This is a genomic window from Flavobacterium plurextorum (assembly GCF_002217395.1).
In the GTDB taxonomy this organism is placed as follows: Bacteria; Bacteroidota; Bacteroidia; order Flavobacteriales; family Flavobacteriaceae; genus Flavobacterium; species Flavobacterium plurextorum.
Map to the genome: position 1 here is coordinate 86,982 of NZ_MUHD01000021.1, position 19,439 is coordinate 106,420.

The 19,439-nt window shown below is 33.7% G+C and carries 12 protein-coding genes and 1 tRNA gene; 9 read left to right on the forward strand and 4 right to left on the reverse strand.

The features are described from left to right. The first annotated feature begins 26 nt into the window (after window positions 1–26). The 8 genes from murG to B0A81_RS11995 all read left to right on the forward strand — a co-directional run bounded on the left by murG (window position 27) and on the right by B0A81_RS11995 (window position 8,885). Window positions 27–1,115 carry an undecaprenyldiphospho-muramoylpentapeptide beta-N-acetylglucosaminyltransferase gene (gene murG / locus B0A81_RS11960; RefSeq protein WP_089058250.1) on the forward strand — a complete coding sequence of 363 codons (1,089 nt, stop codon included), beginning with the start codon at window positions 27–29 and terminating at the stop codon, window positions 1,113–1,115. A 212-nt stretch (window positions 1,116–1,327) separates the two neighbouring features. Continuing rightward, window positions 1,328–2,677 carry a UDP-N-acetylmuramate--L-alanine ligase gene (gene murC, locus B0A81_RS11965; protein WP_089058251.1) on the forward strand — a complete coding sequence of 450 codons (1,350 nt, stop codon included), beginning with the start codon at window positions 1,328–1,330 and terminating at the stop codon, window positions 2,675–2,677. Continuing rightward, window positions 2,664–3,386, forward strand: a complete 723-nt coding sequence (locus tag B0A81_RS11970) for a cell division protein FtsQ/DivIB (protein ID WP_089058252.1) — start codon at window positions 2,664–2,666, stop codon at window positions 3,384–3,386. Before murC ends, B0A81_RS11970 begins: the two co-directional genes overlap by 14 nt. A 6-nt stretch (window positions 3,387–3,392) precedes the next feature. Further along, a complete protein-coding gene (gene ftsA, locus B0A81_RS11975) occupies window positions 3,393–4,799 on the forward strand; it encodes a cell division protein FtsA (protein ID WP_089054910.1) in 1,407 nt (468 codons plus the stop codon). A 77-nt stretch (window positions 4,800–4,876) separates the two neighbouring features. Beyond that, window positions 4,877–6,865 (forward strand): cell division protein FtsZ, encoded by a 1,989-nt coding sequence (ftsZ, locus tag B0A81_RS11980; protein WP_089058253.1) that lies wholly within the window; start codon window positions 4,877–4,879, stop codon window positions 6,863–6,865. Between the two features lie 288 nt (window positions 6,866–7,153). Then, on the forward strand, window positions 7,154–7,603 hold the full coding sequence (locus B0A81_RS11985; protein ID WP_089058254.1) for a GatB/YqeY domain-containing protein: 450 nt from the start codon (window positions 7,154–7,156) through the stop codon (window positions 7,601–7,603). Between the two features lie 79 nt (window positions 7,604–7,682). Next, window positions 7,683–7,756 (forward strand) — tRNA-Arg (locus B0A81_RS11990). 211 nt (window positions 7,757–7,967) lie between these two features. Continuing rightward, window positions 7,968–8,885, forward strand: coding sequence for a hypothetical protein (locus B0A81_RS11995; protein ID WP_089058255.1), 918 nt, complete (start codon window positions 7,968–7,970; stop codon window positions 8,883–8,885). A 611-nt stretch (window positions 8,886–9,496) separates the two neighbouring features. Here B0A81_RS11995 and B0A81_RS12000 read toward each other — a convergent pair. The 4 genes from B0A81_RS12000 to B0A81_RS12015 form a co-directional block, all read right to left on the reverse strand. After that, entirely contained in the window at window positions 9,497–9,787 is a 291-nt protein-coding gene (locus B0A81_RS12000) for a DUF1272 domain-containing protein (RefSeq protein WP_089058256.1), read from the reverse strand. 8 nt (window positions 9,788–9,795) lie between these two features. Further along, a complete protein-coding gene (locus B0A81_RS12005; RefSeq protein ID WP_089058321.1) occupies window positions 9,796–10,242 on the reverse strand; it encodes a GNAT family N-acetyltransferase in 447 nt (148 codons plus the stop codon). 393 nt (window positions 10,243–10,635) lie between these two features. Continuing rightward, the gene (locus B0A81_RS12010; protein ID WP_089058257.1) at window positions 10,636–12,210 is read right to left on the reverse strand and encodes a RagB/SusD family nutrient uptake outer membrane protein; all 1,575 of its coding nucleotides are present in this window, start codon (window positions 12,208–12,210) and stop codon (window positions 10,636–10,638) included. An 8-nt stretch (window positions 12,211–12,218) separates the two neighbouring features. Beyond that, entirely contained in the window at window positions 12,219–15,662 is a 3,444-nt protein-coding gene (locus tag B0A81_RS12015) for a SusC/RagA family TonB-linked outer membrane protein (protein WP_208861314.1), read from the reverse strand. Window positions 15,663–16,835: 1,173 nt separating this feature from the next. On the opposite strand from B0A81_RS12015, the gene B0A81_RS12020 reads away from it, so the two are divergent. Then, window positions 16,836–19,436, forward strand: coding sequence for a family 20 glycosylhydrolase (locus tag B0A81_RS12020; RefSeq protein WP_089058258.1), 2,601 nt, complete (start codon window positions 16,836–16,838; stop codon window positions 19,434–19,436). Window positions 19,437–19,439 lie beyond the last annotated feature (3 nt).

The window sequence follows — 19,439 nt, forward strand, 5'->3', positions numbered from 1 at the left end:
GTTTATAATAATAGCTATTAGAAAATATGACAAAGTATAAATTCATACTAAGCGGAGGAGGAACAGGAGGACATATTTATCCTGCAATTGCGATTGCAAATGAATTAAAATTACAATTTCCTGATGCTGAATTTCTTTTTGTTGGTGCCAAAGATAAAATGGAGATGCAAAAAGTACCGCAAGCAGGTTATGAAATAAAAGGTCTTTGGATTGCTGGTTTACAAAGAAAGTTAACATTGCAAAACATGATGTTTCCTTTAAAATTGGCTTCAAGTTTATTGGAGTCAAGACGAATTATTAAAAAGTTCAAGCCAAATGTAGTTATTGGAACTGGCGGTTTTGCCAGCGGTCCATTGTTACAGGCAGCTGGTTCAGCAGGGATTCCGACAGTGATTCAGGAACAAAATTCTTTTCCTGGAATTACGAATAAATTGTTGAGCAAAAAAGCAAATGCAATTTGCGTAGCATATCAAAACTTAGAAAGATTTTTTCCAAAAGAGAAAATTGTTTTGACAGGAAATCCAGTTCGTCAGGATCTAATTGACATTGAAAGTAAGCGTGATGAAGCGATTGCATTTTATGGTTTAGATCCGAATAAAAAAACATTGTTGGTTCTAGGTGGAAGTTTAGGTGCTCGAAGAATCAATCAGTTAATTGAAAAAGAATTACCAAACTTTCTTTCGCAAGATGTTCAGGTAATCTGGCAGTGTGGGAAGTTATATTTTGAAGAATATAAAAAATACAATCAACCAGGTGTGAAAGTGGTTGATTTCATTGAAAGAATGGATTTTGTGTATGCTGCTGCAGATGTTATTATTTCAAGAGCAGGAGCATCATCAGTGTCAGAATTATGTATTGTTGGAAAGCCGGTAATTTTTATTCCGTCACCGAATGTAGCTGAGGATCATCAAACTAAAAATGCGCAAGCTATTGTAGAGGCTAAAGGTGCAATTTTGTTGAAAGAATCTGAATTGGATAATGAGTTTAGCATTGTTTTTGAAGCGCTGCTGAAAGATGAAGGAAAACAAAAACAATTGAGTGCAAATATTAAAAAATTGGCAATGCCAAAAGCGACAAAAGATATTGTTGCTGAAATTGTCAAGTTAATTAAATAGTAAACAGGATTAATGAATTATATTTTAATTATTCTTTTTGTGTTCGTTGTTTTAATTGGTTTAGGTTATTATTATGATTTTAAAAAAGATAAGAAATATTTTCAAAAATCAATAAGTGATATTGTGTTCCTACTGCTAATTATAGTGGGTATTTATATTCTTTCAGAGTTGAGGGATAAAGTGTTGGAATGTTTTTATAAATAAAAAAAGAAATGAATTTAAATCAAATACAAAACGTTTATTTTATTGGTATTGGAGGCATCGGAATGAGTGCCCTGGCCCGCTATTTCAAATATATTGGGAAACAGGTTTCTGGTTACGATAAAACGCCGTCAATGCTTACAAGTGAATTGATTGAAAGCGGTATAGATATTCATTTTGAAGATAATATTAATTTAATTCCAACAAATTATCATGTAGAAAATACATTGGTAATTTTTACGCCTGCGGTTCCTAAATCACATTCGGAGTGGAATTATTTTATAGAAAGAAATTACGAAATTAAAAAGCGTGCCGAGGTTTTAGGAATCATTACCAAAGACACTTTTAGTTTTGCGGTTGCAGGAACACACGGTAAAACAACAACGTCTAGTATTTTGGGACATATTCTATATGAAAGCGGTGCTGATGTAACGGCTTTTGTGGGGGGAATTGTAGAGAATTACAACTCTAACTTAATCGGAACAGGAAAAACAGTTACTGTTGTTGAAGCAGACGAATTTGATCGTTCGTTTTTGCATTTGCACCCAAATATTGCCTGCATAACCTCAATGGATGCAGATCATTTGGATATTTATGGAACAAGTGAAGCTATTGAAGCTTCGTTTGTAGAATTTGCAGCGAAAGTAGAAGACAAGAATAATCTGTTTATCACAAAAGAATTACCTCTTGAAGGAGTTCAATGTGCGATAAATGAAGATGCAGTATATAAGGCGTATAATGTTAGAATCGAAGATGGAGCTTATGTTTTTGATGTGCAGACGCCATCGGAAATAATGAAAGATCTTCATTTTGGACTGCCTGGTAAACATAATTTAATGAATGGGTTAATGGCTATTGCGATGGCAAAAACTTATGGCACCCCGACCAGTGCTATCGCAAAAGCCATTGCTTCATTTAACGGAATCAGAAGACGTTTTTCTTATCAGATCAAATCGGATAAGTTGGTTTATATAGATGATTATGCACATCATCCAACTGAAATAAATGCTGTTCATCAGGCGGTTAGAGAATTGTATCCAGGACGAAAAGTTTTGGCGATTTTTCAGCCTCATTTGTTTAGCAGAACAAAAGATTTTGTTGACGGATTTGCTGCAAGTCTTTCTCAGTTTGACGAAGTGTTTTTAATGGATATTTATCCAGCACGTGAATTACCGATGGAAGGAGTTACATCGCAATGGCTTTTAAGTAAAATGACGAATTCGAACAAAAAAATTGTTGCAAAAAATGATTTATTAGCGGAAATCAAAGCCAGTGATGCGCCAATAATTGTAACAATAGGAGCTGGAGATGTTGGAGAGATGGTGCCGTCAATCAAAAAAATGCTGTATGAAAATATTTAATTGGACAAATATTCGATTAATACTAATTTTTGGGTTGGTGCTTTTTTTATATTCTTTCGCACAACACCGAAATGGAGATCGAAAATTGAAGAAATCTATGGTTGTTTTTGTAGGAGAAAATACGCTTTTTGTGAAGCCGGAAACGGTTAATAAATTGTTGATAGAAAATAAAAGAGACGCTTCCAGTATTAGAAAAGATGAGTTAGATTTGAATAAGATTGAAAAAAACCTTGATACGCAAGACATGATTGAAAAGTCGAATGTTTTTGTAAGTATCGATGGTATTCTAAAAGCGGTAGTAAAACAGAAGACACCCATAGCGCGAGTTTATGATGGTGATCAGTCTTTTTATATTGACTATGAGGGTGATAAAATGCCTTTGTCAGACAATTTTACGGCTAGAGTTCCTCTTGTTTCAGGGGCAATAAATGAAAAAAATAACGAAGATTTAGCTGCTTTATTTCGCACAATTTATGACGATGCGTTTTTAAAAAAAAACATCATTGCAATAGAAATTATGCCGAATGGCAGCCTAAAAATGTTTAATAGAAATTATAATTACTTCATCGATTTTGGCAGAATGATGAATGTTGATAAAAAATTTAAAAACTATAAAGCCTTTTTTCAAAAAGCGGTTTTGGATAGTTCGTTATATAAATACAATAAAATTGACCTTAGGTTTACGGAACAAGTAGTTTGCACAAAATAATAGAAAATGGAAAAAGATAACATTGCAGTAGGTCTAGATATTGGAACGACAAAGATAGTTGCCATGATAGGCAAGAAAAATGAGTATGGGAAGCTTGAAATTTTAGGTATCGGGAAATCTAAAAGTTTAGGAGTTGCGAGAGGAGTTGTAAACAACATTACGCAAACTATTCAATCAATTCAGCAGGCTATACTTGAAGCAGAAAACAATTCAGGTTATAAAATAAAAGATGTTGTTGTGGGTATCGCCGGACAGCACATCAGAAGTATTCAGCATACAGATTACATCAGCCGTAATAATCCAGAAGAGGTAATTGGAGAGAAAGATATTCAGCTTTTGATTGATCAGGTAAATAAATTGGCGATGCTGCCAGGTGAAGAAATTATTCACGTTTTACCACAGGAGTTTAAAATTGACGGACAATCTGAAATTAAAGAGCCAATTGGAATGTATGGCGGAAGATTAGAATCTAGTTTTCACGTTGTAGTTGGTCAAGCATCTTCAATTAGAAATGTGGGACGTTGTATTCAAAGTTCAGGAATCGAATTGTCTGGATTAACATTAGAGCCATTAGCTTCAGCAGATGCGGTTTTAAGTCAAGAAGAAAAAGAAGCTGGTGTTGCATTAATTGACATTGGAGGCGGAACAACAGACTTGGCTATTTTTAAAGACGGAATTATTCGCCACACAGCAGTAATCCCTTTTGGTGGAAATGTAATTACAGACGACATTAAAGAAGGTTGTTCGATTATCGAAAAACAAGCAGAGCTTTTAAAAATAAAATTCGGATCAGCTTGGCCGGGAGAAAATAAAGACAATGAAATTGTTTCTATTCCAGGTTTAAGAGGCAGAGAACCAAAAGAGATTTCGCTTAAAAACTTATCTAAAATTATTCATGCACGTGTTGTGGAAATTGTAGAACAGGTTTTTGCAGAAATCAAAGCTTACGGACACGAAGATCCTCGTAAAAAGTTAATTGCAGGAATTGTTCTTACTGGAGGCGGTGCTCAATTAAAGCATATTAAACAATTAGTAGAATATATTACTGGAATGGATACCAGAATAGGATATCCAAACGAGCATTTAGCTGGAAATTCAAGCGAAGAAATTTCAAGTCCATTGTTTGCAACAGCTGTTGGTTTAGTGATGAACAGTATTGAAAACAGCACACAAAGTGCCGTTAGAATGGAAATTGTAAACGAACAGCCAAAAGTAGTTTACAGAAATGTTCCTCCGCCAGTGCAGCGATACGAAGTAGAAGAAAATTACGTTGAAAGAGTAGAAACTATCGAAGATACTCGAGAAACAGTAAGCAGAGTTGAAAAACCTGAATCTACAGAAACAAAAATAAGAAGATCATTTTTTGATAGATATGTCGATAAAATCAAAGATTTTTTAGACAACGCAGAATAATAAAAGAAAAGGATTACTCTTTGCCCCAAGCCAAGAAGTAAAAAATGTATTAAATAAGAATTTCAAAAACCAAAAAGATGATGAGCAACTCAGAATTTGGAAGTATTTCATTTGATTTACCAAAAAACCAATCAAATGTTATCAAAGTAATAGGTGTAGGTGGAGGTGGTAGTAATGCCATTAATCACATGTTTAAACAAGGTATTAAAGGCGTTGATTTCATCGTTTGTAATACCGATTCACAAGCGCTGCAAAACAGTTCAGTGCCTAACAAAATTCAGTTAGGTATGAATTTAACAGAAGGTCTTGGAGCAGGTGCAAATCCTGATGTAGGACAGCAGTCTGCTATTGAAAGTATTGCCGATATCGAAAAAGTATTGGATCGTGGTACTAAAATGGTATTTATCACTGCAGGTATGGGTGGTGGTACTGGTACAGGTGCTGCTCCAGTAATCGCGCAATTAGCAAAAGAAAGAGAAATCCTTACCGTAGGTATCGTGACAATTCCGTTTCAATTTGAAGGGAAAGTACGTCAGGAACAAGCGCTTTTAGGAATCGAAAAATTACGTAAACAAGTTGACTCTTTAATCGTAATTAATAATAATAAATTAAGAGAAGTTTACGGAAACCTTGGTTTCAAAGCAGGATTCTCTAAAGCCGATGAAGTTTTAGCAACTGCCTCTAGAGGTATTGCCGAAGTAATTACGCATCACTATACTCAAAATATCGATTTACGTGATGCTAAAACAGTTTTAGCAAACAGCGGAACCGCTATAATGGGTTCGTCTGTAGCAGAAGGTGAAAATAGAGCTAAAGATGCGATTATATCAGCATTAGATTCACCATTATTAAATGACAATAAAATTACAGGTGCCAAAAACGTATTGTTGCTTATCGTTTCTGGATCTAATGAGATAACGCTTGACGAAATTGGAGAAATCAATGATCACATTCAAGCAGAAGCGGGGTATAACGCTAATATTATCATGGGAGTTGGTGAAGACGAAACTCTTGGTGAAGCTATTGCGGTAACTATTATTGCTACTGGTTTTGATGTGGAACAACAAAATGAAATCGTTAATACAGAGCCTAAAAAAATAATTCATACGTTAGAAGATGAGCAAAGAAGTGTTCATAATTTAACAAATAAAACGCTTGCTTCTTTTGATTTGAATGCAGATACACCTATTGCAAAATCAGAGGAAAAAGTTATTTTTGATTTAATGGACGATACGGATACGGTTGCTCCCGTAAATGAAATTCCAGCTGCTCCTGTAACAACGCCAACAATTAATCAAGAAGAATTGGTGGTAATGTCTGAGTTTATTAAAAACCTAGACGTAACTTTTGAAATTGTTTCGCCAATTACAGATATTGATTTCAAAATTTCAACGCCTGCAGCAGAAATTGTTCAAGAAGTTAAACCAGTACAACAAAGAACATTTGAGAAAGAAGAACAAACGACTTTTTCTTTTGATCTTCCTCTTTTTAGATCAGAGCCTGAAGTTAAAAGAGAACCGGTTGCTGAACAAGAATCAAAAATTATGTTTGAGTTGAGTAATGAAACTCGCAACATTAAAGTAAATGATCCTGTACAATTTGTGCCGGTAACTGAACTTTCAGATAAAGGTGTGATAAAATATTCTTTAGAAGAATATATGGAAGTTGAGAATGACTTAATGTCTTCAAAACCTGCTGAAAAAGTGATCGAAGATGTAGTTCCAGAAGAGCTGAACATTACTTTGAAACCAAGAGTAGATTTTGCAACAGAAGCAGATTATTCAACAACTTCAGAAGTTTCTCCAATGGAATTAACAATTGAAGAAACATTACGTTTAAGAGCTGAAGAAAGAAGAAAGAAACTAAAAGAGTTTAATTATAAATTTCATAATAATGTTTCTAGAATTGATGAGTTGGAAAAAGAACCAGCTTACAAAAGATTAGGAATTGATTTATCAAATACGCAATCTAACAATACAAATTCTAGAATTTCAGTTGGAACAGATAGTAATAATGATCTTCAATTGCGTTCAAATAATTCATTTTTGCACGACAACGTAGATTAATTTTACAATCATAATATTAGGGTAACCCGAAAATTGGATTTAATTTTCGGGTTATTTTTTTTATCTTCGCACAGAATTTAGAAATTTGACTTTTAAATAGTACTTTTAAAATAATATTGTCACCCTGAGCGTAGTCGAAGGGCTTCTTGTTGGAAAGAGCTTCGACTAAGTTTATCCTGAGCGAGGACGAAGGACTCAGCCTGACAAACTACAGTATTAGGTTAATAAAAATTCCAAATTAATATATCAATTAATAGGCATTTTGCTTATTTTAAATAAAACATAAACATGAGTTTACAAACACAAATCATGGACGAGATAAAAACGGCCATGAAAGCAAAAGATACTGTAGCACTAGAATCATTAAGAGCTATTAAATCGGAGTTATTGTTAGCTTCGACAGCTTCAGGATCTAAAGAAGATTTGTCAGAAGATGAAGAAATTAAATTACTTCAAAGATTAGTAAAAACTCGTAAAGAGAGCGCTAGAATTTTTACAGAGCAGAATCGTCCTGATTTAGCTGAGCCAGAATTAGCTCAAGTTGCAGTAATCGAGAAGTTTTTACCTGCGCAGTTAAGCGAAGAAGAAGTGGAAGCTGTGGTTGCAAAAATTATCGCTGAAACTGGAGCTTCAGGAATTGCTTCAATGGGTAAAGTTATGGGATTAGCATCTGCTCAATTAGGCGGAACTGCTGAAGGAAAAACCATCTCTGCAATTGTAAAGAAACTTTTAGTTTAAATAATTTTAGACTTCAGAATGTAGATTTTAGATTGCAATCAGTAATCTAAAATCTACATTCTAAAATCATAAATCAATCGACCGCGTAGTTCAACTGGATAGAATATCAGATTTCGGCTCTGAGGGTTGGGGGTTCGAACCCCTCCGCGGTCACTAAAAAAATGAAAGCCTGCAAAGTGTATATTTTGCAGGCTTTTTTTGGTTCGAAAATTATTATCTAAAATTTTATTTTTTTTGAAATATCAGTATTTACGGCAAATTTTGGTTCGAACTCCGTCAAGTCTCTAAATTTATGGAGTAACTTTTTATTTGCATATTGAAAATAAAGTTATTAAGTTCACTTTGTCAAATAACCTTAAACATCTTGAAACAAGAAGTAATAAAAAATATATCGACGGAAAGCGGTGAAAATGAATTTCAAATCCGTCTGCTTAAAAATGATGGAGTTGGACTTTTGACAACTAAAAGTGAACAAAACTATCTTATCCTTGACAGTTTAGACTTCTGGTATGACTTAATACAAAGCGAGTATCCAAAAAAGAAAAAATGCAGTTGTAAAAGCGAGTGGTTTAAGGTTGCATTTAATTATATACCAAGACTCGGAACGGAAGATTTTAGGGAAATACTAATTGTAACAACTTGCGTTCTTTGCAATAAAATTTCTAAACCAATGTCAATAGACATTGATTATTCTCCAACTGAAGAATTGATTGAAAATCCCATTACTTTTTGTCCGAAGCCAAAGATTAAATATAAGTTCCAAGAATTGACAAGTTATTGGTCAGGGGACAACTTAAAAGATTTTTTGAAGTTTATTTTTAGCGATTTAAATCTTAATGTTTATTGTTGGTTTTCTCAACATCCAGAAAATAAAAGAAGATTTGAAAAAGTATCATTTGAAAAAGCAATTCAAATTATTACAGTCAATCACAAATACTTAAACTTCTATTTTTCTAAAAAGGAATTAGAAACCTCGAACTATACAAAGTTGATTGACGATAATGGGATATATTTAAAAGAAGGGATTTGGAGAAGAGATGAAATTATTCAATTAACCGCTCCCTACGTAATTATGGGTTATGGTCTTTTGTATTATATAAATTTCTGTAATCAGTATCTTGACAAAGGAAATGTAAAAGATAAGTCTGATCAGTTTGAAGCAATAACGAATCAGCTTAAAAATTGGCTTAAAGAAAATTATGTAACCAAAAGAGGGAAAAATTGCTTTGATGGCCAAGAAGCATATGAAAAACTTATGGCAAAGAAAAATGCAAAAAGATAAAAATTACTGCTAAGTAATTCATAAACCTCGGGGCGAAATTTACAAAGTTTAGACTAGGCACGACTTCTATATGATAAGTCAATGGAATTAGAAGTTGTCATTTAAAATCTTTAAATCTTCTAACAAATGGTTCGAATTCTGCACCGTCAAGGTCACTTTAAAATTTAAAAAGCCTGAGAATTTATATTCTCAGGCTTTTTTTATGGTTCGAAAGTTCTTAAGATTTTCTTCTAGTTTTGAAAATAACTATGTTTAAAGGAGATTTTGGTTCGAACTCCGTCATTGATCTGTTAAGTTCGCACATCTAGTTTTTAACTTACCCATAACGTTTTGGTACTACAGCATGTTTGGAACTAAATCAAGCTCATTCTTCGGATTTGCCAAACCATCCCAAATACAAAGCCAACTTTCTATTAAGCCAATTGCCCAAATCACTAGTAGCAGATGTTGGCGGTTTGCTATTATTCTTTGTTTGACTAATCATTCACAAAAGTCAATACATAATTTGCTATCACTTTATGATCTGTTTCGTCATCTCTATCATCCATATTGTTATGAATCGTGTTGGGTAATGCCAGCACCATTAGAATGACCAATTAAAGAGGCTGGCATTATCGTTTGTTGGGTTTTAAATCCTTGTTTTTACTCTTCAAAACTTCAAACTCAATTAAATTAACTGGCTTTAGTAGAGGTTCTATTTTGGATGGATATTTCAGTAGCAATTCTTTCGGTCTAATTGGCCTTTTCTCAAATCCACCTCCGCAATTTGGGCAAACATTTTCTAAGAGATTGTCTACACAATCCTTACAGTAAGTACATTCAAAAGTACAAATCATTGCTTCTTCACTTTCGTTTGGTAAAGATTTTGCGCAATGTTCACAAATAGGTCTAATTTCTAACATTCTTTTTTTTATTTGTTATTCCACGAATAATAATTATGATCTAAGTCCATTGAAAATCCAGCTTTTGGATATAGTTTGTTTCCAATATCGTTTGATTTTGCAGTTTCTAAAACTATGCCACAAGAATTGGTTTCTATGCAAAGTTCTTTTGCTTTATTGATTAACAAAACCGAAACGCCAAGTCCTCTGTGATTTTCAACAACAAATAAATCATTCAGAAGCCAAAGTCTTTTCATTCTTGTCGATGAGAAAATTGGATACATTTGAACAAAACCAATTAAGTTGTTTTCTGGATTTTCTGCTACAAAAATCTCGGATTCCTTGTTTTTAATTCTTTCAAGCAGGAATTTCTTTGCCCCTTCCAAGTCAGATTCCATTTCATAGAAAATTCGGTAGTCATTAAAAAGCTCGGATAAATTCTTAATGTCATTTAGTTCTATTTTTCGTATTTTCATTTGTTTCTTATTGGTACGGATGTTTGTTTCTGCTTGCTGCCAACTAGTATATACTACTGATAACATCAGGCTTATCACATCAAAATTGGGTAGATATGTCTGACGGAGGTCAGGATTTATCAAATATATAATAATAAACTTATAAATAATCAAAAGAACTTTTAATTTGTTGGATTCTTTTGGTACTGATATGGGGATAAAATTCAGTGGACTTACTGTTTTATTGAATCAACACAAACACGATTAATTAATAATATTAACGTCGAATCAGAGAATTAAACATCATTTAAAATTTTATGCTTAAATGACGAATTTTTATTTTCTAGAATCAACTTTATTGTTTTAAAAAAGCCCCAACAAAATTGCTTTGTTGAGGCTTTGAGTTTAAAAGCATTAAGTGCCTTTGTATAATGGGTTTTGTTCTAAAGTTGGATCACTGTTTAAAGTAGGGATATCTATTGGCCATATTATTTTATGGCTTATTCCGCTGATGTTTTGCAGTACACCTACTAAAGGAAGATCTGTTCTAAATGCTAAAGGAGTTCCAGTTGCATCTTGCATACGGCGTAAGTCGTACCAAATTTTTCCTTCGGCTACAAATTCTTTTTGTCTTTCAGTAAAAATAGCTAATTCATTTTGTTCGAACGAACCATTTGCATAAATAGGAGCAGTACCTCCGCCGCCGGCATAAGCGCGGGTTCTAATAATATTGATTTCGGCAGAAGGATCTTGACCTTGTTTATTTTTTATTTCTGCCAGCATTAAATAAGCTTCAGAAAGGCGGTAAACAGGGAAGTCATCTGAGAAGGTACGCGCGCCATCGACAATAGTTCCGATAAATTTACGCAAGTTGGTCGCATGAACTGTTCCTTTGTTGAAGTTTAGGAAAGTGACATTTGCTCTCGTGTCTGCAGCATCATATTTTTGATACAATTCATATTTGTACTCGTATCTTATAATGGTTCCGCCTCCATTTACCTTTAGTGGATCATTAGAAGGAATAGCAACACCTTTATCGTCAACATAACCTGCTAATGGATCAGTTATAGCATAAATAAATTGACTGTAGCTGTTCGTTGCTTCTCCAAAACCAAATCTTAAAGCAAAAATAATTTCATTATTTCCTTTTATTGAAGCTGTTGCAGCTGAGTTAAATATGTTAGCAAAGCTTGATTGTAAGCTGTATTTAGGTATAACTGCTTCTACTGCAGTTCTTGCAATCGCTAAATCAGCGGCTGTAGATGTTGGATTGGCACCATCAATTTTTACTTTAGCCGACCATAGATATACTTCAGCTTGAAGCATTTGTGAAGCTCCTAGTGACCATTGTCCTTTTTGCATTTTAGACGTATAATCTCCAGAAAAACTTGCAATAGATTTTGTTACATCTTCTTTAATAAAGTCTAAAGTTTCTTTTTCTGTTTTTGTACGAGGCAAATAAGCATCCTGAGCTGTTGTAGGTGTAGTAATCGCTACTTTAGGTTCTTTGGTTACAGGAAGTCTTCCGTAAGTGCGATACAATTGAAAATAATAAAACGCTCTTAAACCATAAGCCTGACCAAGGTAATAACTTTTGTCGGCAGCAGTCAAATATTGGGCTTTTTCTACTTGATAGATAAAATTGTTTACCTGAAATATAGGTGCGTAAAGTCCCGCCCAGCTTGAAATACCAGGTGATGATTCTCTAATATCCTGACGAACTATAGATCCTGAGTTTAAAGATGCAGTTCCAGTAAAGCTGGTTCCATCTCTTAATGTTCCTCCTCTAAGTTCTCCTAATGTATACAATGTAAATTGATAGTTTCTTAGTTGGTTATGTAATCCTACCATCGCTCCATCTACTTGAGAAGGAGTTTTCCAAAAGCTTTCACTAGCGTAATAATCTTCTGGAGCTAAATCCAGTTTGTCGCAGGCATTAAACGTAATTGACAACGCTAAAAATGCAATTCCTATTAATATCTTTTTCATATCTTTTTTTATAAAATAATTTGAACACCAAAAACCATAGTACGAGGTAACGGATAACCTCCAGTAACATTTATCCCTTGATCTGTTTTCTCTGGTGAAAACAAAGTCGATTTACTTATATAACCTAAATTTTGTCCAGTTAAAGTAAGTTTGATTCCCTCAATTTTTAATTTAGTCATTAAGTCAGCAGGCAATGAATATGATAAGCTGATTTCTCTAAAGGATAGATAATCTGCCTTATTGTAAAACATACTTGAAGTACGCATAGTATTGTTTTTAAACAACTGATCAGCCCAGTAATATGTTGGGTATTTAGCATTTGGGTTTTCAGGAGTCCAAGTATCAAAAACTTCTTTGGTAGTATTAAATGTTCCTTGCGCATTACTTAAAAACCAAGATCTAGGACCATCATACTGAACAAAACCTAAAGCATAATCAAAACGAGAGCTAAAAGAGAATCCTTTGTAAGTCGTATAGAAACCAAAACCACCAGTTACTCTAGGAACAGTTCGTCCCATATATTCTCTATCATAAGTATTGATGATACCATCTCCGTTTACATCTTTCCATTTCACGTCTCCTAAAGCAATAGGATAAGACAACGCTTTTTCAGATGGACTCATGGCGTTAAAAACATCTGGATGAACTAAAACTTTAGCTCCAATTAAATCTCTTAGTTTTAATGCGTAAGAATCTAAGTCGGCTTGAGTTCTAATAATACCTTCTGCAACATAAGCATAAGCAACGTTTGGATCTTGACCTTCCTGCAGTCCGCCGACCCAAATTAAATTGCCGTCTTTATCTGTAACCTGACTTCCGCCAACTCTATTGTTTTCTAAACCATTGTTTGGCAGTTTCAGTATTTTGTTAACATTATAAGCCGCATTTGCATTGAAATCTAATGAGAAATCAGCAGTTTTGATGACTTTGTAATTCAACTCAACTTCCAAACCTTTGTTTTGCATATTACCTAAGTTTGTAGTGATCGACGTTATGCCTGAGGTAGCTGGAAGGGTAAAACTTGAAATTTTGTCTTTTGTTTGTCTATTATAATAAGCTAGAGAAAGATCTAATCTATTGAATAAACGAGTGTCTAAACCAAACTCATATGTTGCAGAACGTTCCCATAATAAATCAGGAAAAGGAAGTCCGTTAAGCTGATAACCAACAGTTCCGTCATATTTGCTGCTTCCGTAAGATCCTTGCAATTGGTATGGTCCGATAAGGTTGTCGCTCACATTTCCGTTTTGACCATAACTCGCTCTTAGTTTTAAAGTATTGATTATTTTAGAATCGCTTAAGAAGCTTTCTTTATGTACATTCCAACCTACCGATATTCCAGGGAAATTACCCCAGCGATTATTTAGAAGTTTAGAGTATCCGTCACGTCTGATAGTAAAAGTTGCTAAGTATTTCTCATTATAATCATATGTAACACGACCAAAGAAAGATAAAATACGCTGACGCGTGTGGTAAGTGTCAATAGTTCTTTTGTCTTTATCTGAACTAGTGTACTGTAAATCCATAAAATCATCAGATGGTGCACCCGAACCTGCAGCGTAAACTCCATTTGAGTAGATGTCATAGTACTCTGTTCCAATCATAGCATCAACATGGTTTTTTCCTAAGAAATCAGTATTATAGTTAAAAGTACCATTGTAAGTCTGACTAAATGATCTGTCAAATTGTGCTGACGAAGAACGAGTTTTGTTGATGTTGTTAGGGCTTGATAAGAAATCTTTATTGAAAGATTCATAAAAACCTTCATTATAAAACCAGTTGGCACTAGTTCTAAAATATAGATTTTTCAATATATCAGCCTTAAAAGATTGCGTCATTGTAAATTTATCCGTTTGGTTTTTACGGATGAACTTATCATCATTAACAGCCGGATTACCATCTGTATAATCTCTACCTACTAATAAATCTCCATTAGCATTCATTCCTCTCATTGTTGGCGGTGCACCTAGAGAACGAGTTAAATAATTGCTTTCGCCATTTGTTTGCGGACCTCTCCATTGTGCTGTTGCGAAGTTCAAGCCAGAAGTAGAAGTCAGCCAAGGCTTTATTTTATAATCACCATTAAAAACAAAAGTCAGCCTTTTGTAAAAAGTATTAATTGGTAAACCTTCTTCATTATAAGAACCAATACCAGCGTAATAACTGCCTTTTTCGCTGCCGCCTGTCATAGATAAATTAATATCTTTAGTTATACCTTGAGGTCTAAGAGCGTAGTCTTTATAATTAAAATCTTTGAAAATGATTTCTTTATTAGTTCCATTTGGATCATAAGCTCCAGCGGCATTTGTGCGAACAGGATCAGTCATACTTTGCCAGCCTTGCCCCAATAACTCTTCATTACTTGGGTTTCTAAACATTGGACTCCATACAGCAGATGCGTTTTTATTACCATCAAGAATGTTTCCAGATGCATCTTTGTAAAGGTTTCCAGTACCAAACGGCCCAGTAGAATTTAACTGACTTAGACGACTGGCATCATAAGAACCAGAAGTTTGAATAGCTTTTCTAGACCAGTATAAATATTCTTGTGCATTAATAAAATCAAAAGGGATATTTAAAGTATTAATACCAAGATTTGTATTTATCGTGATGTTTGAAACACCCGCTTTACCTTTTTTGGTAGTAATCAAAATAACTCCATTATTTGCTCTAGCGCCATAAATAGCTGTCGCCGAAGCATCTTTTAAAACTTCTATAGACGCAATATCATCAGGATTGATTTCGCTGAAACTAGCTCTCAAAAAACCGTCCACCATTACTAATGGAGATCCACTTCCATCATAATTAGTTCCCCCGCGTAAAGTGATGATTGGAACAGCACCAGGACTTCCTGAAGCTTGCTGCACTCTTAAACCAGGTATAGTACCGGCCAAAGCCGAAGCAGGATTAGAGCGCACTCCAGTTTCTAAAACTCTATTGTCTAGTTTTGATACAGAACCAGTTATTTTAGATTTTTTCTGAGTACCATAACCTACAACAACAATCTCATTCAGTTTTTGTCCAGACTCTTTTAAAACAACCGTAATTGATGATGAGCCAATAGTTAATTCCTGCTGCTCCATACCGATGTAAGAAACGATAAGTTTTGTAGCGCCGTCAGGAATATTTATTTCAAAGTTACCGTTGAAGTCAGTTTGAGTTGAAACCTTAGTTCCTTTAACAACAATATTTGCTCCAGGCAAAGGATTTCCTGCCTCGTCGAGTACCTTTCCTTTTATTTGTTTTTGAAAAAAAGAGGAGTTAATTGCTGTTCTGTCATTAGCTGCTTTTACGACCTCATTTTTTTCTGATAAAATAGTCGATGCAGTAGATTTTGCTGCCGATACCTGTATAGTAAAAGGTATTAAAAATAAGGGAGTTAATTTGATAACGTTCCCGAATTTAGGCATAAGCCAATAATTTTCAGGCTTGCTTTTTGGTAGTAATTTCATACTTTTGTAATGGTTTGGTTAATAATAATTTTCCTTCGTGGTCATGTTTATTTTTTTCCAATCTGTATTTCTTGATAAAAAGAAATCGGCCAGTAGTGTTCGCAGCATCTGCTGGCTTTTTTATGAAAAAAAACTATAAAAATGGGTTTCCCCGTTTTAGTCAAATTGGCTTGTTGTTTTAAATTTGATATCCTTTCTTTCTAAATACTGGTTTAGTGTTTTTCTAGTAATTATAAACTTCAATCAAAACGTTCCGGTAAAACTTCTTTTCCTTTTTGATGTATTTATAATTAAATCAAGTCGGTTATTTCAATGTAAATAACTCTCAAGATTACCTATCGCTCAAAGAAGGGAGGATTCTTTTTTTTGCGATAGTATTTCTGTTTCGATTTTAGCTTATACTACTAAAATATTTTAGTTCCGTTTTTACTGCATAAAAGAGCAAAAGATCAAAAAAGAACCAAATAATTTTGACTAAAACGTTTTTCTAGGTTGTAAACGTATGAAATGTTTTTAATAAATCAATCTAATTATTAAAAAAATTTATTAAGTATTTTTTAACAATGTGGAAAACCGTAAAGAAATCAGCGCATGACGCTTATATTGTTGTATTGTAATTTTTTATCTTAAAATAAAACATTTTAAATATTTTTATTAATTCATGCTATTGCACAATGTGTTCGAACACATTTTTACTATTTTGCTTTTTTTCTTAGATTATAATATATACATTTGTTAAATATTAAAATATTTTATTAAATAAAGTAAAGTATTGTTTTTGTGTTTTACTCAAAAAAAGAATGTTTTTTAAAAATCAAATGGAGGAATGATATTTAGGAAATGTTTAATTAATTGATGTAAAAAGGTAAAAAAGGAGAGGTTTTATTTGATGAAATAAAAGAAGAAGAAAAATGAGGTAAAAAATTTTAATAATGACTAGCAATAATTACACTATGATGACGAGGGTTTTAAAATGATCTTGCCAAAGGAGGATTGAGCAGGTTTGTTGATATAGAATTTTCTAAATAAACGGTGTAATTTAAAAGAGTAATTCAAGAAAGGAAGTAATAATTATAGAGTGTTATATATTTCAAACTTGTATTGATTTAGCGAAGTGTTTTAAAAGTAGATTAGAAAAGCGAACGTTTAAAATGGGAAAATTAGAATTGAATTATGAATTATTATAAAAAACACAGCTGGTTTCATTTTGCCGTGATTGTTATCCTGTGTACTGCAGTAAGTGCAAATTGTCAGATAAAAAAAACAATACTGCCTGATAGTTTATTTTCTACTTTTTATCATCAGCGCGTTTCTCATTTTAGAACGCTGCCTTTGACAAAAAATGACATTGTTTTTGTTGGAAACAGTATTACAAATGGTGCAGAATGGGCTGAGTTATTTGCGGATAATCGTATAAAAAACCGTGGAATAAGCAGTGATGTAAGCGCTGCAGTTTTGAATCGAATTGATGAAATTGCCATCAGAAAACCAGCAAAGGTTTTTTTGTTGATTGGAGTTAATGATTTGTCAAGGAATATTTCGACCGATAGTATTTTTAAAAATATTGCAAAAATAGTTTCGTATTTAAAACAAGAATCTCCCTCGACAAAATTGTTTGTACAAAGTATATTACCTGTAAATGATTTCTATAAAAAATTTGAAAGTCATACGAGTAAAGGAGAACAGATAAAACGCTTAAATGCTGTTTTGAAGCAAAATTCTACCGTTTATCATTATACCTATATTGATTTACATGCTTCCTTTTGTGATGAAAACGGAAAGTTAGTAAAAGAGTTAACAAATGACGGTTTGCATCTTAAAGGAGACGGTTATTTATTATGGAAACATTTAGTTTATCCTTATGTTTTTGATCTCGAATCAAAGCCTTCATTATTGCCAAAACCACAGCAGTTGAAATGGAATACAGGTGCTTTTTCATTAACTGCAGAAACAGCAATTCTATTTGATGATCCAGTTTTAGAGAAAGAAGCTTTGATCCTGAAAGAAGCTATGGGGCAAAAAGGGTTGAGAGTAAAATTGACCAATAAAACGGCATACAATCAAAAATATATTCAGTTGCATTTTGGGAATGTTTCTGTTCCAAAAAATCAATCTGAGGCATATCACTTAGAAACCACATCAGATAAAATAATTCTTACCGCTAATACTTCGCAGGGAATTTTTAATGGTATTCAAACCTTACTGCAATTAATGCGGGATAATACTTTTGTAGATGCTTCTGATATTACCGATTGGCCTGCTTTTGCTTGGCGCGGTTTTATGGTTGATGTAGGAAGAAATTATCAGTCGGTTAAACTCTTGAAACAGCAAATAGATGTTATGGCGGCTTATAAATTAAATATCTTTCATTTTCATCCTACAGAAGATATTGCATGGCGTTTGCAAAGTAAGTTATATCCGCAGTTAACAGCTCCAGAATATATGCTTCGTGATAAAGGAGAATATTATACAGAGAGCGATTTAAAAGAGCTTATTAAGTATTGTAAAGAACGATACATAACTTTAGTCCCTGAAATTGACATGCCTGGACATAGTGCAGCATTCAAAAGAGCAATGGGAGTCGATATGCAAAGCGATGCAGGTCTGGAAATTGTAAAAAATATAATCAAAGAATTTTGTGCAACTTATGATGTTCCTTATTTGCATTTAGGTGCTGACGAAGTTAAAATAACCAATCAGAAATTTTTGCCGGAAGTTATTGCTTTGGCTGAAAGTTTAGGTAAAAAAGTAATAGGATGGGAGCCTGGAGGGAATTTTAATGATGGAGTAATTCGTCAGCTTTGGATGGAAGGTGCGGCGAGCGTGAGTAAGAATAAAAATATAAAATATTTAGATTCTAGACATCTGTATTTAAATCATATGGATCCTTTAGAAAGTGTTATTACTATTTTTAATCGACAGATATGTAATTTAACCGAAGGCAATGAAAATGCTTTAGGAGGCACTGTCTGCGTATGGAATGATAGAGCAGTGGCGAATGAAGAAGATGTTATGAAAATGAATCCAGTTTATCCAGGCATGCTGGCTTTTGCAGAACGCAGTTGGCGTGGCGGTGGTTATGCAGGCTGGACGGCAGTTATTGGTCAGTCAGAAACCGAAAAAGCACAAGCATTTATAGAGTTTGAAAATCGTTTATTAGATCAAAAAAAACAATATTTTAAAGACTTGTCTTTTAATTATGTTAAGCAAGGCGATTTAGTTTGGGATATTTATGGACCTTATGATAATAAAGGTGATTTAGCCAAAGCTTTTTCATTCGAAAAACAGTCATTTACTGCAGTGAAAGAAAAGCCTGTTTACAAAGCTGTTGGCGGTACTTTGGTTATGAGACATTGGTGGGCGCCGCAAATCTCTGGCGTCATCGAGAAACCGCAGGAAAATACAACTTGGTATGCTCAAACTCAAATTTGGAGTGATGAAGATAAAGAGCAGGAATTTTGGATAGGCTTTAATAATTTATCACGTTCAATGAGTACAGATTCGCCGGCTGCTGGTACTTGGAATAATTTAAATAGCGCAGTTTGGGTGAATAATTTATTGGTAAATCCGCCAATTTGGAAACATCCTGATATGAAAGGTAATTCAGAGATTCCATTGGTTGATGAAGGATATGAGTTTAGAGATCCAACAAAAATCACACTGAAAAAAGGCTGGAATACCGTGAGAGTTAAACTGCCTGTTGGAGGTTTTAAAGGTAAAGATTGGCAAAACCCAGTAAAGTGGATGTTTACTTTTGTTAAAGTAAATGAGTAATAA